This is a genomic window from Microtetraspora niveoalba, from assembly GCF_001570405.1.
GTDB lineage: Bacteria > Actinomycetota > Actinomycetes > Streptosporangiales > Streptosporangiaceae > Microtetraspora > Microtetraspora niveoalba.
On the sequence record NZ_BBYM01000002.1, the window covers coordinates 161,582 to 186,737 of the forward strand.

The 25,156-nt window shown below is 71.7% G+C and carries 29 protein-coding genes and 1 pseudogene; 10 read left to right on the plus strand and 20 right to left on the minus strand.

Annotation, left to right across the window (positions count from 1 at the left end):
- Positions 1-231: 231 nt before the first annotated feature.
- From AWQ70_RS00740 to AWQ70_RS00745, 3 genes are all read left to right on the plus strand, one after another.
- A complete protein-coding gene (locus AWQ70_RS00740; protein ID WP_067168707.1) occupies positions 232-897 on the plus strand; it encodes a hypothetical protein in 666 nt (221 codons plus the stop codon).
- A 378-nt stretch (positions 898-1,275) separates the two neighbouring features.
- Complete coding sequence (locus AWQ70_RS38505) at positions 1,276-1,440, plus strand: hypothetical protein (RefSeq protein ID WP_157529825.1); 165 nt, start codon at positions 1,276-1,278, stop codon at positions 1,438-1,440.
- Between the two features lie 46 nt (positions 1,441-1,486).
- Positions 1,487-2,557, plus strand: coding sequence for an isocitrate/isopropylmalate family dehydrogenase (locus AWQ70_RS00745; protein ID WP_067168709.1), 1,071 nt, complete (start codon positions 1,487-1,489; stop codon positions 2,555-2,557).
- Positions 2,558-2,786: 229 nt separating this feature from the next.
- Here AWQ70_RS00745 and AWQ70_RS00750 read toward each other — a convergent pair whose 3' ends face one another.
- Both AWQ70_RS00750 and AWQ70_RS00755 read right to left on the minus strand, forming a co-directional pair.
- The gene (locus tag AWQ70_RS00750) at positions 2,787-3,800 is read right to left on the minus strand and encodes a P1 family peptidase (protein WP_067168711.1); all 1,014 of its coding nucleotides are present in this window, start codon (positions 3,798-3,800) and stop codon (positions 2,787-2,789) included.
- A gap of 219 nt (positions 3,801-4,019) precedes the next feature.
- The gene (locus AWQ70_RS00755) at positions 4,020-4,433 is read right to left on the minus strand and encodes a DUF6223 family protein (protein WP_245646610.1); all 414 of its coding nucleotides are present in this window, start codon (positions 4,431-4,433) and stop codon (positions 4,020-4,022) included.
- Between the two features lie 195 nt (positions 4,434-4,628).
- Here AWQ70_RS00755 and AWQ70_RS00760 point away from each other — a divergent pair, with 195 nt between their 5' ends.
- Positions 4,629-5,756 carry a sensor histidine kinase gene (locus tag AWQ70_RS00760; RefSeq protein WP_067168713.1) on the plus strand — a complete coding sequence of 376 codons (1,128 nt, stop codon included), beginning with the start codon at positions 4,629-4,631 and terminating at the stop codon, positions 5,754-5,756.
- A complete protein-coding gene (locus AWQ70_RS00765; RefSeq protein WP_067168716.1) occupies positions 5,753-6,415 on the plus strand; it encodes a response regulator in 663 nt (220 codons plus the stop codon). Before AWQ70_RS00760 ends, AWQ70_RS00765 begins: the two co-directional genes overlap by 4 nt.
- 66 nt (positions 6,416-6,481) lie before the next feature.
- Here the strand turns inward: AWQ70_RS00765 and AWQ70_RS00770 are convergent, their stop codons facing one another.
- The 3 genes from AWQ70_RS00770 to AWQ70_RS00780 all read right to left on the minus strand — a co-directional run bounded on the left by AWQ70_RS00770 (position 6,482) and on the right by AWQ70_RS00780 (position 8,679).
- Positions 6,482-7,480 carry a pirin family protein gene (locus AWQ70_RS00770; protein ID WP_067168719.1) on the minus strand — a complete coding sequence of 333 codons (999 nt, stop codon included), beginning with the start codon at positions 7,478-7,480 and terminating at the stop codon, positions 6,482-6,484.
- Positions 7,477-7,824 (minus strand): GNAT family N-acetyltransferase, encoded by a 348-nt coding sequence (locus tag AWQ70_RS00775; protein ID WP_067168721.1) that lies wholly within the window; start codon positions 7,822-7,824, stop codon positions 7,477-7,479. The genes AWQ70_RS00770 and AWQ70_RS00775 overlap by 4 nt, the downstream gene beginning before the upstream one ends.
- A gap of 84 nt (positions 7,825-7,908) precedes the next feature.
- Positions 7,909-8,679, minus strand: a complete 771-nt coding sequence (locus tag AWQ70_RS00780) for a pirin family protein (RefSeq protein WP_067168723.1) — start codon at positions 8,677-8,679, stop codon at positions 7,909-7,911.
- 148 nt (positions 8,680-8,827) lie between these two features.
- Here AWQ70_RS00780 and AWQ70_RS00785 point away from each other — a divergent pair, with 148 nt between their 5' ends.
- A complete protein-coding gene (locus AWQ70_RS00785; protein ID WP_067168725.1) occupies positions 8,828-9,358 on the plus strand; it encodes a MarR family winged helix-turn-helix transcriptional regulator in 531 nt (176 codons plus the stop codon).
- A gap of 7 nt (positions 9,359-9,365) precedes the next feature.
- Here the strand turns inward: AWQ70_RS00785 and AWQ70_RS00790 are convergent, their stop codons facing one another.
- The 14 genes and pseudogenes from AWQ70_RS00790 to hsaA all read right to left on the minus strand — a co-directional run bounded on the left by AWQ70_RS00790 (position 9,366) and on the right by hsaA (position 21,096).
- Complete coding sequence (locus AWQ70_RS00790) at positions 9,366-9,938, minus strand: TIGR03086 family metal-binding protein (protein WP_067168727.1); 573 nt, start codon at positions 9,936-9,938, stop codon at positions 9,366-9,368.
- Positions 9,925-10,407 carry an SRPBCC family protein gene (locus AWQ70_RS00795; protein ID WP_067168728.1) on the minus strand — a complete coding sequence of 161 codons (483 nt, stop codon included), beginning with the start codon at positions 10,405-10,407 and terminating at the stop codon, positions 9,925-9,927. The genes AWQ70_RS00790 and AWQ70_RS00795 overlap by 14 nt, the downstream gene beginning before the upstream one ends.
- The gene (locus AWQ70_RS00800; protein ID WP_067169005.1) at positions 10,340-10,735 is read right to left on the minus strand and encodes an ArsR/SmtB family transcription factor; all 396 of its coding nucleotides are present in this window, start codon (positions 10,733-10,735) and stop codon (positions 10,340-10,342) included. The genes AWQ70_RS00795 and AWQ70_RS00800 overlap by 68 nt, the downstream gene beginning before the upstream one ends.
- A gap of 239 nt (positions 10,736-10,974) precedes the next feature.
- Positions 10,975-11,097, minus strand: a pseudogene (locus AWQ70_RS40915) (ADP-ribosylation/crystallin J1); the annotation flags it as partial.
- Positions 11,098-11,209: 112 nt separating this feature from the next.
- The gene (locus AWQ70_RS00805; protein ID WP_067168731.1) at positions 11,210-11,956 is read right to left on the minus strand and encodes an SDR family NAD(P)-dependent oxidoreductase; all 747 of its coding nucleotides are present in this window, start codon (positions 11,954-11,956) and stop codon (positions 11,210-11,212) included.
- The gene (locus AWQ70_RS00810; protein WP_067168733.1) at positions 11,953-13,596 is read right to left on the minus strand and encodes a flavin-containing monooxygenase; all 1,644 of its coding nucleotides are present in this window, start codon (positions 13,594-13,596) and stop codon (positions 11,953-11,955) included. Before AWQ70_RS00810 ends, AWQ70_RS00805 begins: the two co-directional genes overlap by 4 nt.
- Positions 13,593-14,552 carry a LipP1 family hormone-sensitive lipase gene (gene lipP1, locus AWQ70_RS00815; protein ID WP_067168735.1) on the minus strand — a complete coding sequence of 320 codons (960 nt, stop codon included), beginning with the start codon at positions 14,550-14,552 and terminating at the stop codon, positions 13,593-13,595. The genes AWQ70_RS00810 and lipP1 overlap by 4 nt, the downstream gene beginning before the upstream one ends.
- Positions 14,553-14,663: 111 nt before the next feature.
- Positions 14,664-15,419, minus strand: coding sequence for an SDR family NAD(P)-dependent oxidoreductase (locus tag AWQ70_RS00820; protein WP_067168737.1), 756 nt, complete (start codon positions 15,417-15,419; stop codon positions 14,664-14,666).
- A 9-nt stretch (positions 15,420-15,428) separates the two neighbouring features.
- Positions 15,429-15,683, minus strand: a complete 255-nt coding sequence (locus AWQ70_RS00825; protein ID WP_218004362.1) for a hypothetical protein — start codon at positions 15,681-15,683, stop codon at positions 15,429-15,431.
- Between the two features lie 2 nt (positions 15,684-15,685).
- Positions 15,686-16,834, minus strand: a complete 1,149-nt coding sequence (locus tag AWQ70_RS00830; RefSeq protein ID WP_067168739.1) for a 3-ketosteroid-9-alpha-monooxygenase, oxygenase component — start codon at positions 16,832-16,834, stop codon at positions 15,686-15,688.
- Entirely contained in the window at positions 16,834-18,507 is a 1,674-nt protein-coding gene (locus AWQ70_RS00835; RefSeq protein ID WP_067168741.1) for an FAD-dependent oxidoreductase, read from the minus strand. Before AWQ70_RS00835 ends, AWQ70_RS00830 begins: the two co-directional genes overlap by 1 nt.
- An 18-nt stretch (positions 18,508-18,525) precedes the next feature.
- Positions 18,526-19,005 (minus strand): flavin reductase family protein, encoded by a 480-nt coding sequence (locus AWQ70_RS00840; protein ID WP_067168743.1) that lies wholly within the window; start codon positions 19,003-19,005, stop codon positions 18,526-18,528.
- Positions 18,993-19,877, minus strand: coding sequence for a VOC family protein (locus AWQ70_RS00845; protein WP_067168746.1), 885 nt, complete (start codon positions 19,875-19,877; stop codon positions 18,993-18,995). The genes AWQ70_RS00840 and AWQ70_RS00845 overlap by 13 nt, the downstream gene beginning before the upstream one ends.
- 49 nt (positions 19,878-19,926) lie before the next feature.
- Positions 19,927-21,096 (minus strand): 3-hydroxy-9,10-secoandrosta-1,3,5(10)-triene-9,17-dione monooxygenase oxygenase subunit, encoded by a 1,170-nt coding sequence (hsaA, locus tag AWQ70_RS00850; protein WP_067168748.1) that lies wholly within the window; start codon positions 21,094-21,096, stop codon positions 19,927-19,929.
- Positions 21,097-21,272: 176 nt separating this feature from the next.
- Between hsaA and AWQ70_RS00855 the strand changes: the two genes are divergently transcribed.
- The 4 genes from AWQ70_RS00855 (at position 21,273) to AWQ70_RS00870 (ending at position 24,368) form a co-directional block, all read left to right on the plus strand.
- Complete coding sequence (locus AWQ70_RS00855; RefSeq protein ID WP_067168751.1) at positions 21,273-22,091, plus strand: IclR family transcriptional regulator; 819 nt, start codon at positions 21,273-21,275, stop codon at positions 22,089-22,091.
- A gap of 94 nt (positions 22,092-22,185) precedes the next feature.
- Positions 22,186-23,106 carry a tyrosine-protein phosphatase gene (locus tag AWQ70_RS00860; RefSeq protein ID WP_067168753.1) on the plus strand — a complete coding sequence of 307 codons (921 nt, stop codon included), beginning with the start codon at positions 22,186-22,188 and terminating at the stop codon, positions 23,104-23,106.
- A gap of 291 nt (positions 23,107-23,397) precedes the next feature.
- Complete coding sequence (locus AWQ70_RS00865) at positions 23,398-23,766, plus strand: nuclear transport factor 2 family protein (protein ID WP_157529826.1); 369 nt, start codon at positions 23,398-23,400, stop codon at positions 23,764-23,766.
- A 26-nt stretch (positions 23,767-23,792) separates the two neighbouring features.
- Positions 23,793-24,368: a PadR family transcriptional regulator gene (locus AWQ70_RS00870; RefSeq protein WP_067168757.1), complete on the plus strand. Its 576-nt coding sequence runs from the start codon at positions 23,793-23,795 to the stop codon at positions 24,366-24,368.
- A gap of 170 nt (positions 24,369-24,538) precedes the next feature.
- On the opposite strand, the gene AWQ70_RS00875 is transcribed toward AWQ70_RS00870, so the two are convergent.
- A complete protein-coding gene (locus AWQ70_RS00875) occupies positions 24,539-25,147 on the minus strand; it encodes a PadR family transcriptional regulator (protein WP_067168759.1) in 609 nt (202 codons plus the stop codon).
- Between the last annotated feature and the right edge of the window lie 9 nt (positions 25,148-25,156).

A 25,156-nucleotide genomic window follows, 5' to 3' on the forward strand; every position in this document is an offset into this window, starting at 1 on the left:
AACCCGGTGACCGGAACGAAGATCGGGGGAACCAGAGGTGCCGCCCGGGCAGGGCCGGCCCTCATGCGGCACATGCCTGACCCAGCTGGCGGCCTCCTACGAGCACCCCGTCGTCGGCGCGTACCGGCCGCAATGCGACGGCAACGGCGACTTCAGGATGGGGAGGGTGCACGCCCGTGGACCGAGCCGTACGAACCGGTCGATCGGGGATCGATCGTCTAGGGTGCGGGCATGACGGTCGATCACGATGACCTGACGCCGCTGCGCGACCGCCCCTGGGCGGCGCTCTGCCACCGGCGGGCGCTGGCCGAGTTGGTGCTGCTGGGCTGGACGCCCTGCGGCGTCGGGGACTGGGCTGTGGGACTGCGCTCTCCCAGCGGACACCTCGCCGCGCGGGTCTGCCCGTTCGACCCTGCTTACGCGGCCTTCCTGGAGCTGTGCCGCCGCTGCCCGGGCAACCCGTACCTCCCCCGGGTCGCCGTCGAGGTCGCGCTCGACGGCGGGGGAACGCTGGTCGTGCTGGAGTTCCTCGCCCCGCTGGGCACGGCGGCCGAGGTCGTGCGGCAGTGGCGGCAGGACGACGGCGACGCGGCCCTGGCGGAGGTGCGGCGCACCGCGGCCGAGATCGACGCCGAATGGCGGGAGACCGTCCCCTGGTGGGACGGCATCGACCTGAACGCGGGCAACGTCCGGCGCGCGCTGGACGGCCGGGTCGTCCTCATCGACGTCTTCTGCATGGACGGCGCCGCGCTGTACGGCCAGATCCTCAAGGACGCCGCCGTCGTCCGCGATCGGCTTCCGCAGAGCCGGTACGCGCTGGACATCCCCTACATCGCCAGGGAGAGCACCCCCGACGACATCCACGCCCTCCGCGCCGCCTGGAACACGGGGGTCTGATCCGGCCGCGGAGCGACGACGGTCCTGCGGCAGACCTCCCATGACGCGAGGGCGTCTCCCGGAAGCGGCCCCGGAGGGTGGGTTCGTCGTCCGGCGGCCGCAGGTCGGCCGGTGCTCACACGACCGGCGAGACAATTCGTAAATCACGAAATTCGCCGCATTTCGCATCGCCTTTCGGGGGGCAGCCGGAGGGGCCACGAATCACGGAAATATCCAGGCTTTACGGCAGCGATTCCGTTCGCCCCATTGGTCGTATTCATCCGCCCCGAACGCCGATAACGCCACGAACGCGCGAGTAATTTTCCGGCATGGTAGTTTCCCCTCGGAATCTTGATTGCGGATTCCCTTTCTGCCGCGCCCAAAGAAAGGCGACACGAGATGCAGCAGGCGGCCCTCGATCGAGTAAAGCTCGTCTTCACCCTGCTCGACGCCGGCGGCACCGGCGGTCTCGAGGTCTCGGTCCGGGCCGCGGGCGTCAAGGACCACTACGGCCCGGAGAAGGCGGGACTCCCGGGCGACCACCCGGTCCCGGCCCGGAGCTGATCGCGGACGCCGCCCCGAGGCATCGGCCTTCGACAAAGGAGCACAGGTGGAACCAGTCATCGGACTCGCCGTCGGCCGGGGGACGGGCCCCGAACTCGCGGCCATCTTCGAGCGTGTATTGCACCGGATCGCCGACGTTCATTCAGTCCAAATCGGTATCACCCGGTCGGAAAGGGTTTACCACTCGTATTCGTCGCTGAAGGCCGATGCGGGGATCGAGCGGATCCGCGAGCTCACCCGTGAGGACGCCGACCATTACGCGGAGTTCTGCCGCAGGCAGGCCGCTCTCGGCGTCCCGGCCATATTCCGTACGGCGATCAACGCCCAGTCGCTCTCCCTGGTGCGCCGGCGGCTGCAGGCGGTGAAGGTCGACGTCATCAGCGCCCCGGACGCGTCGCTGCTGCTGGTCCGCGACGAGGCCCAGGGCTTCTCCACCGGGGAGAACACCCACGTTCCCGGCGCGCTCATCCGCACCATGGCGTTCAGCCGGGAGATCACCGAGAAGGTCGTCGCGTTCGCGGTGCGGCGCGCGCGGCAGGAGTGGCCGGACGGCGACATCGACGAGATCGTCATGGCCTACAGGTTCCATCTGCTCGACGGCGCTCTGGACGAGTGGGTGGCCGAGAGCGCCGCGCGGCACGGGGTCGAGATCCGCCTGTGCCGGCCGGACGCGGTGAGCCGCGATCTGATCGAGCGTGGCCCGCGCCCCCGCACCGTGATCATCGCGGGCGACGAGTGGGCCGACATCATGCACGCGGTCCTGCTGGACCGCTTCGGCGCCGAGCGCCGGGAGAACCTCTGTACCGAGAACGTCTACCTGCACTTCGAGGTGGCCGGTCTGGTCGAGTACCAGACGGCGCACGGCTCGGCCGACGACCTGGAGGGCAAGGACGCGGTCAACCCGGTGGCGACCATACGGGCGGCGGCGGTGATCGCCGAGCGGCACGGGGGCTGCGCCGGGGCGGTGCGGATGGTGGAGCACGGCCTGGAGACTCTCCGCCGTCGCGACATCGGCACCCCGGACGTCGGCGGGCGGCACTCGACCACCGCCGTGGTGGACGCGCTGCTCGACGTGCTGGAGCCGGAGGGGCGGCCGGTCCTGGTGGCGGAGCCGTGACGTCCGCCACCACGGTCGCGGTCCGCTCCCCCGGCCGGACGACGCCCTCGCGAGCAACCGCTGGGTGTCCGCCGGCGAACCCGGCGCCCTCAGTGCGCCGCGAAGTTCGCCGAGCAGTTCGCCGAGCAGTTCGCCGAGCTGACCGAGGAACTCGACGGCAGAGCCGGCGGGCACGGGGAGGCACCGGCCGTGGCACGCGGTCCGATGCCGCCGAGGGGCGCCAGATGGCTCAGGTTCGGACCACCTGGTGCGGGAGGGCGACGGCTTCGCGGCCGTTCGGCGCGCGGACGGTGCGTGCGGCCAGCAGAGCGTCGACGACCGCTTCCTCCACCGCGTCAAGGACGGCGGCGAAGACGGCGTCCAGTTCGGCCGGGCTCAGCGTTCTGGGCGCGTCGGAGGGCTCGGCGGAGAAGGCGAGCCCGTAGTCGCCGCTGCCGTGGCTGTACGAGGCGCCGACCCTGCCAAGGGCGAAGACGCTCCTGGCCGCGATGCGGGACAGTTGCAGCGCGCCGCACGGCACGTCGAGGGCGACCACGACGACGCAGGAGCCGCGCTCGCGGGAAGACCCCGCTCGCCCCAGACCCAGGCTCTCCGGAGTGACCGTGCGGCCCAGGAGCCGCAGGTCTCCGCCCATGTTCGCCTGGACCAGCACGCCGGCCGTCGCCTCGCGGTCGCGCAGGGACACCCGGCGGGACGCCGTACCGATGCCCGCCTTGAAGCCGAGCGCGCAGGCGCCGGTGCCGCCGCCGACGTTGCCCATCGCCACCGGCCCGCCGGACGCCCCGTCAAGGGCGGCGAAGACGTGCTCAGGGGTGACCGGGCGCGGGTCTCCCGTCGACAGCCAGCCGTTGTTGACCTCGCCGACCACCGGGTTGACCGAGACGATCGGCTCGCGGCTGCGGTCGATGAGCCAGGTCAGCAGGCTGTCGGCCACCCGGAACGTGGACAGGGTGGCGGTCAGCAGGATGGGCGTCTCCAGCTCGCCGAGCTCCATGACCTGCGTGGCGCCCACGAACTTCCCGTAGCCGTTGCCCACGTGCAGCGCGGCGGGGACGGCACGGGCGCGGCCGTCCGTCAAAGCGGTCGGCACGATTGCGGTGACACCGGAGTAGACGCCCTCGTCCTCGTCGATGACGGTGGTCTGTCCCACGAGGATGCCCACCACGTCGGTGATGGCGTTGAGCGGCCCCGGTTCCAGACGACCGACCACGTGCCCGAAGTCCCGCAGGCGTCGTTGCTGCATGTGGTCAACCCTCTCGTGGCGCGGGATGTTCGGTCGGGCCCGGCGAACGGGCCCTGAACGATCTACCACGATCCCGCCCGATCACGGAAGTCGTCGTACAGGAGCGGGGCCGGTCCACGGCACCCGCGCGCGTGCCCCGGAGGAGGCGCGGCCGGGTCGTGACCCCGCACCTGTGCCGGAAGGCCCGGGCTGCCGGTCCCGATCGGTGATCCGCGGCGGTCAGCCGGCGCGGCGGGAGCGGGTCAGAGCGAGCCCGCCGAGGACCGTGGCGACCAGCCCCACGACCAAATCGACCCAGCCCCCGACTATTCCGTAGCCGGTGCCGGGACCGCCTTCGGCGGCGGCCACGACCCACCCGCCGATGATCATGCTGACCGGCCCCGCCACCAGGGCCACGAAGGCCCCCCTTCTCCCGCTGCCGGCGCCGATACGACCGGCGGAGCGGGCCAGAGCCAGCCCGCCGGCGACCACGCCGACCAGCCCCAGCAGCGCGGCCACCAAGGACCAGAGACGCCCGGAGGTCAGGGTGTAGGCGTCGGCCGACGGCGCCAGGACCTGCGCGACCACCGGTGTGGCGAGCCCGAAACCTCCGAGCGGGGCGGCCGCGGCGGCGAGCAGGTGACGGACGGACATGAGGTGCTCCTTCTTCTCCCACGACTGGACGTCACCTGATCATGTCCGCCGGACCCGGCGCCGGTCGTCCTGTGGACGCGGACAATTCGCACTGCCGCGGAAGCCGCAGGAGCCGCGAAGGTACCGCGGACGCGGTAGCGGCCGATCGTCCGTGCGCAGGAGTCGCCCGCGCGGACATCCGGCTAAGGTGCGCGCATGAGCACAGGACGGCCCGGTGTCCGGGCGGGCGTCATCGACTGGGCGATCGCCGTCGGCGTGGCAGCGACGCTGCTGGTCACCGGGCTGTCCAAGCCGCACTCCGCCGCGTCCCTCGACCTGCTCGGCTACGCGCTTCTGACGGTCGGCGGCCTGGCGCTGGTCGCGCGCCGCCGGGCTCCGGTTCCCGTCCTGGCCGTCACCGGGCTGTGCGCGGCGGGTTACCAGGCGGCCGGTTTCGACGTGCCCGCCGTCGCGTACCTGTTCGCGGTGTACGCGGCCGTGCGGGCGGGACACCGCGTCGTCACGGTCGCGGGGAGCGCGGCCATGCTGGCCTCGCTCCCGTTCGCGGCCATGGCCTCGGGCCTGCACGACACGGGCGAGGCGTTCGCGCAGGCCCGGGGCGCCCTCGAAATCGCCTGGCTGATCGCCGCCGGCGCCGCGGGTGAAGCGCTGCGGCAGGCCGAGCGGCGGGCGGACGAAGCCGAGCGCACCCGGGAGGAGACCGCGCGGCGCCGCGCCGACGAGGAGCGGCTGCACATCGCACGGGAGCTGCACGATTCGCTCACCCACCAGATCTCGGTCATCAAGGTGCAGGCCGAGGTCGCCGTCCACGTGGCCCGCAAGCGCGGCGAGCAGGTGCCGGAGGCCCTGCTGGCGATCCAGGAGGCCGGTCGGGAGGCGATGCGGGAGCTGCGGGCGACCTTGGAGGCGCTGCGCGACGACGACACGGCCCCGCCGCCCGGTCTCGACCATGTACCGGAACTGGTGAAGCGGGCCCGTACGAGCGGACTCGACACGATGCTGACGATCGAAGGAGAACGGTGCGACGTGCCGGCCGCGGTGGACCGGACCGCCTATCGCATCGTTCAGGAGTCGCTCACCAACGTCGCCCGCCACGCCGCCGCCACCAGGGCCTCGGTCCGGATCGACTACCGTCCGGACGCCCTCGCCGTACGCGTCGACGACGACGGCGAGGCGGCGCAGGGCACCGCCCCGACGCCCGGCATCGGACTGCTCGGGATGCACGAACGCGTCACCGCGCTCGGCGGCCGCCTGCGCGCCGCACCGCGCGACGGGGGTGGCTTCACCGTCCAGGCCGAGCTTCCCGTGGACCGAACGCCGTGATCCGTGTCCTGCTGGTCGACGATCAGCCGCTCATCCGCAGCGGGTTCCGCGCGCTCCTCGACCTCGAGGACGACATCGAGGTGGTGGCCGAGGCCGCCGACGGCGCGGAGGGCCTGGCGCTCGCCAGGCGGCACCTGCCCGACATCGTGCTCATCGACATCCAGATGCCGGTCGTCGACGGCATCGAGGCGACCCGGCGCATCGCGGCGGACCCGGCCCTGGACCGGGTGCACGTCGTCATCCTGACGAACTACGGCCTCGACGAGTACGTCTTCAACGCGCTGCGTGCCGGCGCCGCCGGGTTCCTCGTCAAGGACATCCTGCCGGAGGACCTCCTCCACGCCGTCCGGGTCGCCGCACGCGGCGACGCCCTGCTCGCGCCGTCGATCACTCGCAAGCTGATCAACCGCTACGTCACCCAGCCGCCCCACCCGGGCGCCGGCGCGGCGCTGAAGGAGCTGACCAACCGCGAACGCGAAGCCGTCGTCCTGGTCGCACACGGCCTGTCCAACGACCAGATCGCCGACCGCATGGTGATCAGCCCGTTGACCGCGAAGACCCACGTCAACCGGGCCATGGTCAAACTCCATGCCCGTGACCGCGCCCACCTCGTGGTCCTCGCCTACGAGTCCGGCCTGGTCGAACCGCGCCGAGTTTGACGCGTCCGTGTCTCACGGGGTCCGGCTCGACCAGCCGCGGATTGAGCGCGCCGCCGCCCCGCCGGGTCAGGTGTGGACGCGGCCGTGCCGGTCGCGGGCCTTCAGCCGTACGGTGGGCATCTCGGGCGCGGGAAGGGGGCCCTCGTCGCAGGAGCCGACCGTGCCGAAGCGGGTGGGGTGGCCGCCGTCCGCGTCGAAACCGGCGTCCCGCATCCAGTCGGCGCGCGCCCGCACGATCTCCTCGTGCGAGCGCCCGACGAAGTTCCACCACATGACCAGCGGCTCCTCGAACGGCTCGCCGCCGAGCAGGAACAGCCGCGCGGGCGCGTCGGCCTCCAGCACCAGGTCGGAGCGGCCCTGCCCGAGATACAGCAGGGCGCCCGGGGACAGCGGCACGTCCGCGACGCGCGCCGCGCCGGACATGACGAGCACGGCGGTCTCGAACGCCGGATCGACCGGCAGCCGGTGCCGGCCGGGGCCGTGGAACACCACTTCGGCGCCCAGCAGGGGCGTGTGGACCAGGGCGGGTGAGCGCGCCGGCCCGAGTTCCCCCACCACGACGGTGACCGTGACGTCGCCGTCGCGCAGCGACGGCAGCGCGGCGTGATGCTCGAACCGGGGCTCGCCGTGCCTGGCCTCCTCGGGCAGCGCCACCCAGAGCTGCAGGCCGTGCATGACCGCCGGATGCTCCGGCGGGGACTGCTCGGAGTGCGCGATGCCGTGGCCCGCCGTCATCAGGTTGAGCTGTCCGGGCACGATCGTCTGCGCGTTGCCCAGGCTGTCGCGGTGCAGGATCTCGCCTTCGACCAGCCAGGTGACGGTCTGCAGCCCCGTGTGCGGGTGCGGCGGCACCTGCATCCCCGGTCGCCCGCGTACGTCGTCCGGCCCGAAGTGGTCGACGAAGCACCAGGCGCCCACCATGCGGCGCGGCCACTGCGGCAGCAGCCTGCGCACCGTGGTGTAGCGGCCGAGCGGGACGTCGTGGCCGGGCAGGAGCACGCTCTCCGGCTCGGTCCCCGTCGCCGCCGCGCACTCGTACGTCTCGGGCGTGCGCTCGGCGGTCATGCGGGCTCCCCGGCGTCGGCGTCCCCGGCGGGCAGGGAGAAGCCGTCCCGCCGCTCGGCCGGCACCAGGTCGAGATAGCCGGGGTGCCGGGCGATGTAGTCGCGGACGAACGGGCAGTACGGCAGGACCGACAGCCCGGCGTCCCGGGACGCGTCCAGCGCGCCCCGGACGAGTGCCGAGCCGAGACCGCGCCCGCCGTACGCCGGGTCGACCTCGGTGTGGGTGAACGAGATCCGCGACCCGCGGCGCCGGTATTCGGCGAAGCCCGCGAGCTTCCCCTCCACCGTGATCTCGAACCGGCCGGCTTCGGGGTTGTCGGCGACCCGTGGTTCGGTGTGCTCCATGTGTGCTCGGCTCCTTCGGCGGACGCCCGGACCGCCCAACGATAGCCCGGGCGGTGCGGAATCGACTTCTGCGGGGCGGGTGGATCAGGCGGCGATCCTGGCGTGCATCTCCCACACCAGGATCTCGGCGGGCTCGACGGCGGTGACGCGCTGCCCGCCGGTGGCGGTGAACCGCACGGCGTCGCCGGGGCCGAGCGTGCCCGCGCCTTCGAGGGTGACCGTGCCGCGCGGCACGAACAGGTGCAGGAACGGGGCCTCGGGCAGCTCGACGCTCTGATCGGGCCGCAGCCGGGCCGCGTAGAGCGCGGCGTACCGGTTCTTGATCCGAATGGCGGAGGCGCCGTCGTGCTTGTCCATCCCGGACGCCACCGGCACCAGGCCGCCGGACAGCAGCTCGTTCTCGATTTCGAGCTGCTCGTACCCGGGTGTGATCCCGGGCTCGTCGGGGACGACCCACATCTGGACGAAGTGCACCGGCTCGTCGTGCGCGGCGCCGCCGCGCAGCCGCCAGGAGTCGTTCTTCTCCGAGTGCAGGATGCCGGTGCCCGCGCTCATCCGCTGCGCCAGGCCGGGATAGATCACACCGGAGTGGCCGGTCGAGTCCTGGTGGACCAGGGAACCCTCCATGACCCAGGTGACGATCTCCATGTCCTGGTGGGGGTGGGTGTCGAACCCGGTGCCGGGGAGGACGCGGTCGTCGTTGTTGACCAGCAGCACGCCGTGGTGGGTGTTGCCCGGGTCGTACTGGCGGCCGAAGGAGAAGGAGTGCTGGGAGTCCAGCCACGTGGTGGCGGTGGTGAACCGCTCGTTCGCGCGGCGGACGTCCACTCGCGGGGTCGGCGCGATCCTGGTCATGGGATCCCCTTCCGGAGTATCGCCCGAAGTGCCGGATGCGGGTCCGGCACTGTAGATGATCCGTCATCTACATCCGCCCGCAACATACATGACGCGTCATTTATTTCACAACCGCATGACGTGTCATCCGCCTGGCTAGAGTGGACGCATGGAACGTCCCTCCCGGCCCGGCCCCTCCGAGCGGGCGGTCCCCGGGCACGACGCCCCCTGGCTGGACGCCGACGAGCAGCGTGCCTGGCGGGCCTACCTGCGCATGCAGGGCCGGCTGGCGGCGACGCTCAACCGGCAGCTCCAGATCGAGTCGGGCCTGTCGCTCGCCGACTACGAGGTGCTCGTCCACCTCACCGACACCCCCGAGGCGCGGCTGCGGCCGTACGAGCTGCAATGGGCGTTGCAGTGGGAGCAGAGCCGCCTGTCGCACCACCTGACCCGGATGCGGCGCCGCGGCCTGGTCGAGCGCGAGGAGTGCTCCGATGACGGGCGGGGCGCGTTCGTGGTGCTCACCGAGAAGGGGCGCCAGGCCATCACCGCCGCCGCGCCCGGCCACGTCGGCGTGGTGCGGCGCTTCTTCTTCGACGGGCTGAGCCGCGAGGAGGTCGCACTGCTCGAACGGCTGGCCACCCGGATCCTCGGCCGCCTCGACGACGCGGACGGTGAACCCGGCGACGACGCCGGCTGACTCCGGCTCAGCGCCCCGGCCAGAACGGGTCCCGGCCGATGAAACCGAGCAGCTTGGCCTGGACATCCGCGCCGCCGGGCACCTCGACCCGAACGCCGAACTGGCCGGAGGAGCGGAGAACCGGCTCGATCCGCTCCATCTCCGCGAGGAGCCGAGCACAGAAGTCGGGATCCAGCCGGTCGTCCTGGCCGGTGGCCCTGGAGAGATCCCAGGTGTGCATGAACACGTCGGCGGTATAGAACCGGTCGATCGCGGCTTCCAGGGGCAGGCTGCCGGTGTGCGGGTTGGTGAGCTCCCGGTGCGCCGTCTCCGGATCGTCCAGCACCGCCTGCACACCCTCGCAGTGAACCTGCCACGCGGCGACCGGGTCCTCGTCCGCCGACGGCCCGCGGGACAGCTCGATGCCGGCGCCGGAGGCGAGAAACCCGGGAAACCATTCGGTCAGGTGACGCACGACGTCGCGGGCGGCCCAGCCGGCGACCGGGGACGGCGCGTCCCAGGACCGGGTGCCGCGGACCCGGTCGGTGAACAGCCCGGCGACCTGCCGGTGCCGCTCGGCCGGGCGGTCAGGCAGCGCCATCGGTGAGCATCCTCTCCAGCTTCGCGTAACCCTCGTCGACACCGACCTCCATGCCGCTGCGCAGCCACGCGTCACGGCTTTCGAAGCTGTCGACCAGCGACTGCGTCCGCAGCCGCGTACGGCCGTCGCCCAGGTCGTCGAACCACAACGTCTCCAGCGCGACTCCGTCGGGATCGCCCTCGAACGTGAAGATCTGCACGATGCGGTCCGGCCGTACCTCGTGGAAGCAGCCGTGGAACCCGTACTCCGTGCCGTCGTGCGCCGAGACGTACCGCCAACTGCCGCCGGTACGCGCGTCCCAGTGCTCGATCCTGGTGGTCGTGGCGTCGGGCCCCACCCATCGGGCGAACAACACGGGATCGGTGTGGGCGCGGAACAGCCGCTCGGGCGTCGCCGCGAAGTCACGAGCCATCCGGATCACCGGCAGCCTCGGGTCGGCTTCGATGACCGTCTCCGTGATCCTTTTCATGCTCGTCTCCCTCCATCTCCGCCAGGACGGCGTCAAGGCGACCGTAGCGCCGCTCGACGCGCCCCCGGTGGCGCTCGATCCAGGTGTCCATCAGGTCGAAGGCGTGGACCTCCAGACGCACCGACCGGGGCTGCGGCCCTCGCGGTCGGCTGACGAGCCCGGCGTCCTCGAGCACCCGCAAGTGCTTGTAGACGGCCTGCAGCGTCATCCGGTACGGCTCGGCCAACTGGCTCACGGTCGCGTCGCCCTCCGAGAGCCGGGCGACCATATCGAGCCGGGTCGGATCCGCGAGGGCGGCGAAGACTCGGGACAGCCCGTCCGTGATCATCCTCATCCCTCAGTTTCAACTCGATGGTTGAAAGGACGGTAGACCGCAGGCCACCCGTCGTCAACCCCGTGGTTGAAAGTGCCGCCGCTTCACGCCGTGGCCACCGAGTGCGACGGATTCACCGTCCGCTGTGAAGCCACGGTCCATATCATCGCGATCAGCTGGGTCCGACGCGTGCCAAACTCCGGTCGCGCCGCGCGGCAGCGCCCCCGTCCACACCGGGACGAGACCGTCGCCCGTCATCGTCCGGCGCCGTCACGCCGGAACTCGCGCACGACTTCGATCAGCCCGACGATGTGCGCGTTGAACTCTGCCAACTCCTCGGCGGGGACCCACAGTTCGAGGATGTCCCTGCCGCCTGCCGCCGTCCTCTCAACCGCCGAAGAAATCGGTCAGCGCGGGGGCCGGCAACTCGTCCGGGACGCCGTGCCACTCGCCTTCGAGGGTCAGGTGGCGGCGGGGATGGTGTGCGCGTCAGGCGGTGGCGCCGCCGTCGACGACGAAGTCGGCCCCCGTGCAGTACGCGCCGGCGTCGCTGGCGAGGAACGCGACCATGGCGGCGATCTCGTCGACGGTCCCGGCGCGCGGCATCGGCAGATGTGACAGGTCAAGGGTGGCGGCGTCGATCATGGGGGTGTCCACGGCGCCGGGGCAGACGCAGTTGACGCGGATGTTGCGCGGGGCGTACTCCCTGGCGGCCGACCGGCTCGCGCCCCGCAGGCCCCACTTCGACGAGGCGTACGGCAGCGCCCCGCCGTGGCCGCGCATGCCGGAGATCGACGACACGTTGACGATGGAGCCCCCGGTCGCGGGCATCGCCGGCGCGACGGCCCGCATGCCGAGGATCGGGCCGAGCAGGTTGACGTCGAACAGGCCGCGCAGCTCCTCCTCGGTCCACTCCTCCAGCGGGGCCTTGCGGTACACGCCCGCGTTGTTGACCAGGACGTCGATCCGCCCGTGGGCGGCAACGGCCTCCGCCACGACCCTCGACCAGGCGGCGCCGTCGGTGACGTCCAGCGGCGCGAACGAGGCGGCCGGGCCCAGTTCGCGGGCGAGTGCCACGCCCTCCGCCTCGTTCATGTCGGTCAGCACGACCGTCGCGCCGAGCCGTACGAACAGGGACGCCTCGGCCGCTCCCTGCCCGCGGGCGGCCCCGGTGATGAGCGCGACCTTCCCGGTCAGGGTGACGACGGGCTGATCGGTCCTGGTCCGGTCGGTCATCGGGACGCTCCCTCTCCGCTCCGCGCGGTGAGCACGAAGCCTTCGTAGCCGCCGGCCCGCACCTGTTCGCAGGTCCTGCGGTAGGCGCCGAACCCGCCGATGTACGGCATGAAGACCCGGCGCTTGCCCTCGATGTTCGCGCCCACGTACCAGGAGTCGGCCTTGGGGAACAGCGTCCTGTGCGCCACCTCGTCCACGTGCCCGGTCCATTTGGCGGCGGAGTCGGCCCGCGCCTCGACCTCGGTGACGCCCCGGCTCCGGCAGTCGGCGAGCAGGTCGACCACCCAGTCGACCTGCTGTTCGGCCGTGAGGACCATGTTGGCGAGCACCGAAGGGCTGCCGGGCCCGTTGACGGTGAACAGGTTCGGGAACCCGGGGATCGCCATCCCGAGGTACGTGACCGGGCCCTCCCCCCACGCGTCCCCGATGCGGGCCCCGCGGGCGCCCCGGATGTCGATCCGCGTGACCGCGCCGGTCATCGCGTCGAACCCGGTGGCGTAGATGAGCGTGTCGAGCTCGTACGACGAGCCGCCGGTCTCGATCCCCCTTTCCGTGATCGAGACGATGGGCTCGCGGCGCAGGTTCACCAGCGTCACGTTCTCGCGGTTGAAGGTCGCGTAGTAGCCGCTGTCGGTGCAGATCCGCTTGGTGCCGATCGGGTGGTCGACGGGGATCAGGTCGTCGGCGGTCCGCTGGTCGGCGACGATCGCCCGGATCTTGGCCTCGGCGAAGTCGCGCGCCATCTTGTTGACGGCCTCGTCGACGGTCTGGTCCGGGAAGGTCTTCCCGAAGAGGACGCCGCCCTCCTTCCACCGCGCCTCGAACGCGGCCAGGCGCTCGGCCTCGTCGATCTCGAACACCGTTTTGGGATAGGTCTCGTGCGGGGTTCCCGCGCCGCTGTAGGCGGACCTCCTGCGCCGCTCGGGATACTCCGCGCGGACGCGCACCTGTTCGTCCTCGGTCAGCGGGCGGTTGAACGCGGGCACGCTGTAGTTGGGCGACCGCTGGAAGACCGTGAGCGAGGCGGCCTCCTCGGCGATGATCGGGATGGACTGGATGCCCGACGATCCCGTCCCGATGATGCCGACGCGCTTGCCCGCGAACGAGACCTTCTCCCGCGGCCACTGCGCGGTGAACAGCACCTCGCCCGCGAAGCGGTCGGCGCCGGGGATGGGCGGTTTGTTCGGCGCCGACAGGCTTCCGGTGGCGAGCACCACGAACCTCGCCCGGTACGCCTCGCCGGCGTCGGTGGTCACCGTCCAGGTGGCGTCGCCCTCGTCGAACCGCGCGCTCTCCACGCGCCGGTCGAACCGGAAGTGGGGTCGCAGCCCGAACCGGTCGGCGACGTGCTCGAGGTAGGCCAGGATCTCCGGCTGGGTCGCGTAGCGCTCGCTCCAGACCCAGGAGTCCTGCAGTTCCTCGTCGAAGGAGTACGAGTAGTCGATGCTCTCCACGTCGCAGCGGGCGCCCGGGTAGCGGTTCCAGTACCAGGTGCCGCCGACGCCGGGAGCCGCCTCCACGCCGATCGCCCTGAAGCCCGCGCCGAGCGCCCGGTGCACCGCGTACAGGCCGGCGAACCCGGCTCCGACGACGAGGACGTCGTACGTCCCGGACGGGACGACGGTGGTGCCGTTCTTCATGCGGGGTCCTTCCTAGGGGTCGTACCGGCGAGGACCGAGGCGAGGTCGGCCCAGAGGATGTCCCGGGCGGCGACGGCCGGCCCGAGGGCGGCGATCGTCAGGAAGCCGTGGAACAGACCGGGATAGTGGCGGTGGACGACCGGGACGCCGGAGCGGGCGAGCGCCGCCGCGTAGTCGTGCCCCTCGTCGCACAGCGGGTCCAGCCCGGCGGTGACCACGATGGCCGGCGGCAGGGTCGTGTGGTCGGGCGCCCGCAGCGGCGCGACGTGGTGCGCGGGCTCCGGCACCGCCTCGCCTCCGAGGTACTGCCGCCAGTACCACCGCATCGCGGCCCTGGTGTTGAAGTGATCGGTGGCGTACCGCTGGTAGCTGCCGGAGTCGAACGACGGCTCGATGACCGGATAGACGAGGACCTGGGCCGCGATCGGCGGGCCGCCGAGGTCCCGGGCCATGAGGCAGGCGACCGCCGCCAGGTTGCCGCCCGCGCTGTCGCCGGCCGTCACGATGCGGTCCGGATCGGCGCCGAGGCCGGCCGCGTTCTCCGCCGCCCACTTCACCGCGGAGTACGCGTCGCGAGCGGCGGCGGGCGCCGGGTGCTCGGGGGCCAGCCGGTAGTCGACCGAGACGACGACCGCCCGGGCCCCCTTCGCCATCCGGCGGCAGAACCCGTCGTGGCTCTCGATGTCGCAGAAGACGAACCCGCCGCCGTGGAAGAAGACGATCAGCGGTGGCGGCGTGTCGCCACCGTGGTCGTGCGGGTGGTAGACCCGTACGCGCAGCGGACCGTCATCGGTGTCGATGGTGCGGTCCTCCGCGGCGCGGACGTCGTCGAGGTTGTCGACGGGCGGCCGCCGGGCCGCCACCGCCGCCCGCGCCTCCGCTCCCGTCATCCGGTGGACCGGCGGGAACCCCTGGTCCAGCACCCTCAAGAGTTCCGACACCTCTGTGTCGAGCACCCTGCCCTCCTACGTATCGCGAAGGCGAGGCCCTCGATGCCCCGGTTGTTCCTGGGGCCGGCCTCGTCGGCGACGGGGTGTTCACGGTGAATACCCCGGCATTGGAATCGATCAGTATCCGGGGCCGGACAGCAGGCCGCCGTCCACGAGGATCTCGGTGCCCGAGCAGTACGCCGCCTCGTCCGAGGCGAGGTAGACGGCGGCGCCCGCCACGTCGTCCGGCACGCCCCAGCGCGGGATCGGCAGCGCCTTGAAGAAGGCGTCGCCGTCGACGGCGACCCCCTCGGCGACCTCGGGGTCCAGGGCGAGCTCGGTGGCGATGCCGCCCGGGTGGATGGAGTTCACGCGGATGCCGTGCCTGCCCAGTTCCTGGGCGCCCGCCTTGGTGATGCCGCGCACGCCGAACTTGCTGGCGGAGTACGCCGACAGGCCGGCCGCCGCGGCGTACCCCTCGATGGACGAGGTGTTGATGATCGAGCCGCCGCCGGCGGCCTTCATCGGTTCGATCACCGCCTTCATGCCGAGCCACGGGCCGACGAGGTTGACGTCGAGGACGCGGCGCAGCTCCTCCAGCGTCATGTCGCCGATCAGCCGGTGGCGCAGGATGCCCGCGTTGTTGACCAGCACGTCGAGCCGGCCGTACCTCTCGACCGCGGTCCGTACGGCGCGGGCCCAGTCGTCCTCGCTGGTCACGTCCATGTGGACGAACGTCGCGCCGGTCTCCTCGGCCAGCGCCTCGCCCCGGTCCTCCAGCAGGTCGCCGAAGACCACCTGGGCGCCCTCCTGGCGGAAGCGCCGCACGTGCGCCTCGCCGATGCCCCTGGCCCCGCCGGTGATGAGCGCGACCTTGTCGTCAAGCCTTCCCATGTACGCCTCTCATTCGGTTGATCGGGCCGGGCCGTCGTCGGGGGGAACCTCGATCCGGCCGTCCCGTACCGCCTCGTCGATCGCGTCGCGCAGTGCCCCGCAGTGGGTGATCAGCGCGCCGTACTCCCCGGAGGCCACCCGCGGGGCGAACTCCCCGCAGGTGGCTCCGGCGTCGGTCGTCCACTGGACGGAGGTGTGCGGAAGGCTGTTCTTCTCGACCAGGACCCGCGTCCCGCACACCCGGCAGTCGACCGGTCGCATCATCGTCAGCTCCGCATGGAGGCCGGGAGCACGGAGTAGGAGACGCCATTGGCGACGTTCTCCTCGACCTCCTTCTTCCAGGTCTCGACCGCCCGCGCGGTGTCGATCTCGAACTCGAACCGGTTGGTCATCTCGGGGGTGACGTCCTCGACGTCCACGTAGAACTGCTCGTACCAGCGGCGGAGCTGGTAGACGGGGCCGTCCTGGTCGCACAGCAGCGGGTTGTCGATGGGGGCCTTGTTCCGCCAGATCTCCACGTCCTGCATGAAGCCCAACTTGACGGCGTCGCCGACCTGCCGGGCCATCGCGTCGGCCGCCGCGTCGTCCATGCCGGGGAACTTCTTGACGATCACCCCCCACTGGAGCATGAAGCTGTCGCGGGTGACCGGGTAGTGGCAGTTGATGAGCACCGTCTCGGTCTGCACGCCCTCGGCGATGTTCCACAGGTAGTCGATCATGTACGAGGGGCCGTAGTAGGCCGCCTCGGACTTCTGCGTGATCCGGGTCGGGGCGCCGGGCACGAAGCCCAGGTGGGCGTCGTCCCGGGAGATGCCGTCGAAGTACTGGGTGGCGACGTGCCCCTCGAAGACGTTCTTGAAGTACGTGGGCAGCGCGTAGTGGATGTAGAAGAAATGCGCCATGTCCACGACGTTGTCGACGATCTCACGGCAGTGCGAGCCCTCGACGAGGATGCCGTCCCAGGTCCAGGCGCTCCACTCGTCGCTGTAGGCGCCCTCGATGCGCGGGATGACGACGTCGGGCGGCGGCGGGTTGCCCTGCGGGTCGTTCCAGACGAAGAGCTGCCGGTTCTGCTCCATCGCGCGCCAGGCCCTGGTCCGCGCGGCGCGCGGCACCCGCTTGGCGTACGGGATGCCCGCGCACCTGCCGTCCCCGGCCCAGCGCCAGTCGTGGAACGGGCAGGCGACGGCGTCGCCCTTGACGGTGCCCTGGGACAGGTCGCCACCCATGTGCCGGCAGTACGCGTCGAGGACGTTCAGCGCGCCGTCCTCCCCCTGGAAGACCACGAGCTTGGTGCCGAACGCCTCGACGGCGTGCGGCCTGCCGTCCTTGAAGGAGTCGGCCAGGCCCAGGCAGTGCCAGCCTCGAGCGAAACGTGCCGGCGGCGGGGCCGCCTCGATGACGCGTGCGTCCATCACTTGTCTCCTCGGGTCGGAGTCGTTTCACGGCCCGCCATGTGCGTGGCCGCGACGTAACCGAAGGTCATGGCGGGACCGATGGTGGCACCGGGCCCCGGGTAGGTTTCGCCGGTGACCGCCGCCGAGCAGTTGCCGGTGGCGTACAGGCCCTCGATGGCGGTGCCGTCCTCGCGCAGCACCCGGGCGTCGGCGTCCGTGACCAGGCCGCCCTTGGTGCCGATGTCGCCGGGGAGGACCGGAAGGGCGTAGAACGGGCCCTTCTCCAGCGGCGCCAGGTTGGGGTTGGGCAGCGTGGGGTCGCCGTAGTAGTTGTCGTACGCGCTGTCGCCGCGGCCGAAGTCCTCGTCCTTGCCGGCCCGCGCGAAGCGGTTGAAGCGCTCGAAGGTCGCCTCGAGCCGTTCGCGGGGCACGCCGATGCGCTCGGCCAGCTCGCCCGGTGTGCGGCCGGATTTCAGCAGGCCGCTCTCCCGCCAGGACCTGGGGAACGGCTGGCCGGGGAAGAGCCCGACGAAGATGTAGCGCGAGCGGGTCCGGCTGTCGATGATCATCCAGGAGTTCGTCGCCGGCTCGCCGTGCTCGTACATCTTGTCCACGAACTCGTGGTACGGCAGGGACTCCCTGACGTAGCGCTCCCCGTCGCCGTCCACGATGATCATCGAAGGGATCGCCCTGTCGTTGACCAGGAAGAACAGCGTCCCGTCCGGACGCGGCACCGAGGGGGCGCCCCACACCTTGTCCATGAGGTCGACCGCCGCGCCCGCCTCCAGCCCGGCGCGCAGCGTGTCACCGGTCTGGCCCTCGGCGGCGTGGGTCCATTCGGTGCTGGTGGGCGACGGCAGGTACTTCTCCCGCAGTGACTGGTCGTGGGAGAAGCCGCCGGCCGCGAACACGACGCCGTGCCGGGCCCTGATGGCGATCTCCCGGCCTTCGCGGAGCGCGCGCACCCCGGTGACGCGGCCGTCCTCGACGACCAGATCGCGGAACGGGGTGGACAACCACAACTCGCCGCCCGCCTCGGCCAGCGCCAGGCGGAGCCTGGCCACCAGGGCCTCCCCGAGCGACAGGAGCCGCTGCCCGGTCAGCAGCGCCTTGACCCCGCGCATGGCCACCTTCATCGAGGTGCGCTTGCCCACCCAGGTCCGCGTCATCATGTTGATCTTGCCGAAGTCGGCCGAGGTCATGGTCATGCCGTAGGTCGGCAGACCGGCCCGGCGCATGCGCGCGAACTCCGGGCCCAGCAGCCGGCCGTCCACGATGCTCGGCTCCACCGACCGGCCCTGCGACCGGCCTCCGGGGTACTCCGGGTAGTAGTCGGAGTAGCCGGGGGTGTACTCGAAGCGCACCCACCGGGTCCGGTCGTGCAGGAACCGCAACATCTCGGGGCCGCGCCGCAGGTAGGCGTCCTTGCGTACGGCCGGCACCCGGTCGCCGACCGTGGCGTCGAGGTAGGCGCGGGCGTTCTCGACGGTGTCCCGCTCGCCCGCCTGCTCCAGGTAGAGGTTGTTCGGCACCCAGATGGCCCCGCCGGACAGGGCGGTCGATCCGCCGAACCTGCCGGTCTTCTCGATGACCAGGGCCGACAACCCGTGCAGGCGGGCGGTGAGGGCGGCGGTGAGACCTCCGGCGCCGGAGCCCACCACCACCACGTCGTACTCGTGATCCCATGCCATGGGGTTCTCCGCTGTTGACTATCGGACGGCCGCCTGCGCGTACGCGCCGCGGAAGAAGAGGAGAGGCGGATGGTCGCGGCCGTCGCGCAGCTCGCGCACCGCGCCGATCACGATCAGGTGGTCGCCGGCGTCGTGGACGTCGGCGACGTGGCAGTCGACGGTGGCCAGCGCCCCCTCCAGGTGGGCTGTCCCGTACGGCGAGCGCGTCCAGTCGACCGCGGCGAACTTGTCCGCGCCGCTGACGGCGAACGCCCGGCACACGTCCTGCTGGTCGGCGGCGAGGATGTTGACGGCGAACCGGCCGGTCGCCGCGATCCTGGGCCAGCTCGTCGAGCTCTTCGACACGCAGAACAGCACCAGCGGCGGGTCCAGCGAGAGCGAGGAGAACGACTGGCAGGAGAAGCCGGCCGGCCCCTCGCCGTCGATCGAGGTGATCACCGTGACGCCGGAGGCGAACCGGCCGAGTACATCCTTGAAGCGGGCGGTCAGCCGTTCCACGCGTGGCCCCAGTAGGCGTCCTCCGTGATCTCCTTGACCGACCAGGTGGCGTCGTCGACCAGGATCGCGTCGGTGCCGTACTCCACCTGGAACCCGCCGGGGGTGGCCGCGTAGAAGGAGACCATCTTGTCGTTGGTGTGCCGGCCCAGCGACTGGGCCACGGGGATCTGCCGCGCGTTGAACCGGTCCAGGCCGCGGCCGACGTCGTCGAGGGTCTCCAGCTCCAGCATGAAGTGGAAGATCGCGGCCGGCATCGGGGCCTCGCACAGCGCGACGCTGTGGTGGCGGGGGTTGCAGCCGAGGAAGCGGACCCAGTTCATCTGCCCCTCCGGGCCGCCGAACGTCGCGGCGGGGAAGCGGAGCGAGTCGCGGTGCCGGAAGCCGAGCACCTCGGTGTAGAAGGCGTAGGACGCCTCGATGTCGGCGGCGGACAGCACGACGTGGCCGAGCCCGAGGTTTCCGGTGACGAACCGCTGCGCGTGCGGGGTGACCACCGGGCTGTGGTCCAGCGCCGGGCCGTAGTAGAGCTCCAGGTGGTTGCCGTTCGGGTCGTCCACGTGGGCCAGCTCCTCGACCCGGCGGTCCGCGGCCTCCTCGGGCGTGCCGGGCTTGACCGCGTGGCCCGCGGCCTCGATCCTCGCGACGAGCTCGCGGAAGGCGGCCCGGTTGGGCAGCTCCCAGCCGGCCGCGAGCAGCCGGTCGGTCTCGCCGGGCAGGAACGCGAAGCGGGCGGCGTGCTCGTCCATCCGCAGGTAGAGTGCGTCGTCGCGCGGACCGGTGGTGGCGACGAGGCCGAGCACCTCGGTGCCGAAGGTCCGCCACTCGTCGAGCTTCGCCGTCTCGAAGCGCAGGTAACCAAGGGAGTGGATCATGACATTTGCTCCAGGTGGGGGTGAAGTTCCTTCGACGTGACGGAGGCCGTCACATCATCACGTCGGTGACCTCGAGGCCGAGTGCGCCCTGGCCGTACATGGTCAGTGCGCGCTCCGGGTCGTTGACGGCGTGGACGCGGCCCGCGTGGGCGTCCCTCCAGCCGCGCTGGACCACGTTCCCGTGCGCGAGGGCGCGCCCGCCGGCGTTCTCGAACAGCAGGTCCACGGCCTTGATCGCCCGCTGGGTCGCCAGGACCTGGTCACGGCGGGTGCGCAGCCGCAGGTCGACGGGGAGTTCCCGCCCGCTCTCGACGGTCCGGAGCATCTCGCCGATGTTGCGCTCCATGAGCGCCCAGGCGGCGTCGATCTCGCTCGCCGCGGTGGCGATGCGGACCTGGGCGTGCGGGTCCTCGGCCACCTTCTGCCCGCCGTAGGAGACGCGGACGCGATCCCTGGTGACCTTCAGGTACGCGTCCAGCGTGCCCTGGGCGATGCCCACGACGGGCGCGCTGATGGTGGTGCTGAAGACCGCGGCGAACGGCAGCCGGTACAGCGGTGCGGTGTTGACCTCGTTACCCGGGCAGTGGCAGGCGGATGTGTCGGCGAAGCTGAGGGTGCGGTGCTCCGGCACGAAGGCGTCCTCGACCACGATGTCGTTGCTTCCGGTGCCGCTCAGGCCGATGACGTTCCACACGTCCACGATGCGGTAGTCGGACCGGGGCAGCAGGAAGGTCCGCATGCCGACCGGGACGCCGTCCGGTCCCGGGATCAGGCCGCCGAGGAACACCCAGCCGGCGTGGTCGCAGCCGGAGGAGAAGCTCCACCTGCCGCTGACCCGGAAGCCGCCCTCGACGGGCGTGATCGTGCCGGTGGGGGCGTAGGAGGAGGAGATCCGCGCGTGCGGGTCCGCGCCCCAGACGTCGTCCTGCGCCTGGACGGGGAACAGCCCGAGCTGCCACGGGTGCACGCCGACGACCGACGCGACCCATCCGGTGGATCCGCAGGCGGCGGCGATCTCCATCACCGCCGTGTAGAACGTCACGGGGTCGGCTTCGAAGCCGCCGTACCGCTTCGGCTGGAGGAGCCGGAAGAAGCCGGTCTCCGCCAGCTCCTTCATCGTGGAGTCCGGGATCCGGCGGGCCTCCTCCGCCTCGCCGGCCCGCTCCCTGATCGCGGGGACGAGGCCGCGCACGGCCTCGAGAACCTCCAGCTCGGTCATTCTCGCTCCCTTGTCGCTACGCCCCGTGATCATCCTCATACGGCGGGGTTGCGAGCACGCTATGCGAGGTGTTCCAATTCGAAATAGTGGTTTCCCGATGAACGGGAAACCACGCGCGTTCTCCCACGTCGCGACGTCCCCAGCCGCCGCCTCTACCGTCACCAGGAGGAAGATCCATGGGCGCACCGGCCTCGGCCACCTCACCGGAGCTGGAATCCTCCATGCTGGCCAGAGCGGCCCGCATCCTCTACTCGTTCAGCGGCCTCGACCCGGAGCTGTCGCTGACCGACGTCGTGCGGCGTACGGGTCTGCCCCGGTCGTCCGTGCACCGCATCCTCGACCAGCTCGTACAGCTCCGCGCGCTGGAGCGGGCGGGGTCCCGCTACCGGCTGGGTCTCGGCCTGATCGAGCTCGGCGGGCTCGCCGCGCACCAGAACCGGCTGCGCGAGGTCTGCCGGCCGCATCTGGACGCCCTGCACGAGAGCACCGGCGCGATGGTGCACCTGGCCATCCTGGACGGGCACGAGATCGTCTACCTGGAGCGGCTCGGCGGCGCGTCGAACGGGCGGATCCCGTCCCGGCTGGGCGGACGGCAGCCCGCCTACTGCACGGGCGCGGGCAAGGCGCTGCTCGCCTTCTCCTGCGAGGGCACGGTGGCCCAGGTGATCGCGGAGGGGATGCCGCCCCGTACGGCGAACACCATCACCCGTCCGCAACTCCTGCGGCAGGAACTGGCACGTGTCAGGGATCGCGGGGTGGCCTTCGACCGCGAGGAGAACTACCGCGGCATCTTCTGCGTCGCCGCCCCCTTGCGCGACACCACGGGACGCCCGGTCGCGGCGATCTCCCTCAGCGGCGCCCCCGGCGCGATGAACACGCAACGGCTGATTCCGCCGCTGCTCACGACGGTGCGAGCCGTCTGGCAGACCCTGTTCTCCTCTCCGCCCCGGCGGCGCCGCGCCATGAGCGCGCATGCCTCGGTCCAGGCCGTGTGAGCCGGATTTCCCGATAGCCGGGAAGCGTGACCCTGACGCGACGTGACCTGTCTTACAGTCGGGCCTCCCCCCATCCCCAGATCCGGGAGAGCCCATGTACAGCCGTCTTTCGGCGCGTACCGCGTCGTGCCTGCTCGCCCTCGCCGTCCTCCCCCTCACCCCCGTCTCCCCGGCGGCCCCCGTCCAGGCGGCCGCCGCCACGCAGGACGCACAGCAGGCCACGCGGCCGCTCAGCCTGCTCCAGGGCGCCGTCAACGTCCGCGACCTCGGCGGCCACCGGACCCGGTCGGGCGAGAAGGTACGGCCGGGCCTGGTCTACCGGGCCGACTCGCTGCAGAAGCTCACCGACGCCGACCTGACCGCCGTCGCCGGGCTCGGCGTCTCCCGAGTGATCGATTTCCGCACGCCCCTGGAGGTGGAGACGGACGGCGCGGACCGGCTGCCGGCCGGGCTCCCCGTCACGTCCCGGCCGGTCGACGACGCCGGCCTGAACGCCGCGACGCGAGGCGCGATCGCCACCGGGGACCCGCGGCGCCAGCAGGAGCTCCTCGGCGGCGGGCGCGCCGAGGAGCTGATGCGCACGGTCTACCGCTCGTTCGTCACCGATCCGAAGTCGCGCGCGCAGTTCGCCGCGACCCTGCGCGATCTGGCCGAGCGGCCGGCGGCCCCGCTGCTGTTCCACTGCACCAGCGGCAAGGACCGCACCGGCTGGCTGAGCTACCTGCTGCTGATCGAGCTGGGCGTGCCGGAGGGGACGGCCAGGCGGGACTTCCTCCTGTCGAACGACTACCGCCGCGAGGCCGACGCGAAGACCAGGGCGGGCCTCAAGGCCTCCGGCATGATGGAGGACCCCGACCTGATGATCCCGATCCAGGAGGTGCGCGACGACTACCTGGACGCCGCGCTCGACCAGGTCCGCCGCGACTACGGCAGCCTCACGGCGTACGTGCGGGTCGGCCTCGGCGTCAAGGGCGGGACTCTCGCTCAGCTCCGCAAGAACCTGCTGACCCGTTGAACTCGCTGATCGTCGCGACCGTCCGAAATCCTCCCGATGACCGGGAAGGCGGAAGTCGCCCCACATTGTCCCGTCATAGCCTCGCCCCATGACCGCATCGCTCGACGGCCTCGAACGGCGGCTCGCCCGGTTCCCGCCTCCCCGGGCCTCCCCGCGCGCGGCGCCACTCGTTCGTGATGGCCGAGCCGGCCATGGGGTACGGCGTCACCGACATCGACGGCGGGCCGCCGTACTCGCACCGCGAGGCCGCCGGCACCGGCCTGCCCCATGAAGACCGAGGAGGAACCGGACATGGCCACCCCGAAGGAAGCGCTCCAGGAGTACGTCACCGCCTGGAACGCCGGGGACGCGGCGGCGATCGTCGCGCTCTTCGCCGACGACGCGATCGTCGCCGACCCGTACGGCACGCCCCCGCGCGAGGGCCGGGAGGCGATCCGCGCGTTCTACGAGGACGGCGTCAAGACCGGGGCCAGGCTCACGCTGGACGCCCCGATCCGCGGGTCGCACGGCGACCGCGCCGCGATGGCGTTCACCGTCGAGCTCACGACGGAGGCCGGGCCCATGCGGATCCGGGTGATCGACGTCATGACGTTCGACGAGCACGGCAAGATCGCGCGCATGGAGGCCCTCTGGGGACCGGATGACGTGGAGCGACCGTAGCCGGGCGGCGTGGCTATCCTGACCCGGTGAGCGAAGACGGGGAGGCGCTGCCGAACCTGCCGGCGACGAGCTGGGCGGTGCTCGGCATGCTCTCCTTCGACCAGGAGCTCTCGGGCTACGACCTGAAGAAGTGGGCCGACTGGAGCCTCAGGTTCTTCTACTGGAGCCCCTCCTACAGCCAGATCTACGGCGAGCTCAAGCGCTTGGAGAAGGCCGGCTACGTGGTCTCCCGGGTGGAGGCGACCGGCACCACCCGGGGCAAGCGGGTCTACGCGATCACCGAGGCCGGGCGCGCCGCGGCGGCCCGCTGGGTGGAGGAGGCGCCGGTCGAGCCGCCGATCCTCAAGCACGGCGTGATGCTGCGGGTCTGGCTGGGCCACCTCGTGGCGCCCGACCGGTTGCGCGACGTGCTCCGGCGGCACCGCGACTACGCCGAGAAGATGCGCGCGCAGGCCGAGGCCGACGCGGGCGGCGCGGCGACGGAACCCCTGTGGGCCTACCCCGAGCTGGTGCTGCGCTGGTCGGAGCGTTACTACGCGGCCGAGCGTGATCTCGCCCAGCAGATGCTCGACGACATCGACGAGCTGACGCGCGGGAAGTGACCGGCCGCGCGGACGAGGAGGACCCGCGCTCGCACGTCATCGAGGCGCCGCCGCGCGACGCGAGCGGAAGGATCGCCGAGTGAACGAGGAGACCGATTCGATCACCATGAAAGAGCATAAGGAGCCGCGCCGGGCGCGGCGGTGTTCGGTGCGCGCGCCGACGTGATCGCTCAGCGGCGCCGCGCGGCCAGCGTTTCCAGGTCGGCCAGCATCCGCTCGGCCAGATCGCGCTCGCTGGCGTAGTGGCGGACGGCCCAGCGGGCGGCCAGCTCCTGGTACGCCCACCCGGGCACGTCCGCCACGGTCCGGCGGGAGAACTCGGCCTCGTCGAGCATGCGGCCCGCGTCGTCGCGATGCGCCTCGACCACCTCCCGCAGCCGTTCCGGTGTGGCGAGGTGCCCGAGCCATACCCGCAGCGCCGTCCCGTGCTTGACCACCGGGGGCTCGACCGGAACGTTCTCGGCCCAGTCCGTGAGCGCCCGCGTCCCCGCTTCGCTGATGACGTACACGCGCTTGTCCCTGCCGTCCCCACCGGTGACCTGCCGGGACGTCGCGTAGCCGACCCGCTCCAGCCGCTTGAGCTCCTGGTAGATCTGGCTCATCGCCGGGCTCCAGTAGAAGAACCGCAGCAGATACCCCGTCCACTTACGGATCTCGTAGCCCGTCAGCTCCCCCTCGAAGGACAGGATACCGAGCACGGCCCACGCGGTCGCGGGCAGCCGTACCGCACCGGGTTCCGTGCCGGATTCCGTGTCGGGTTCCGTGTCGGATCGCTGCATGCCGACCAG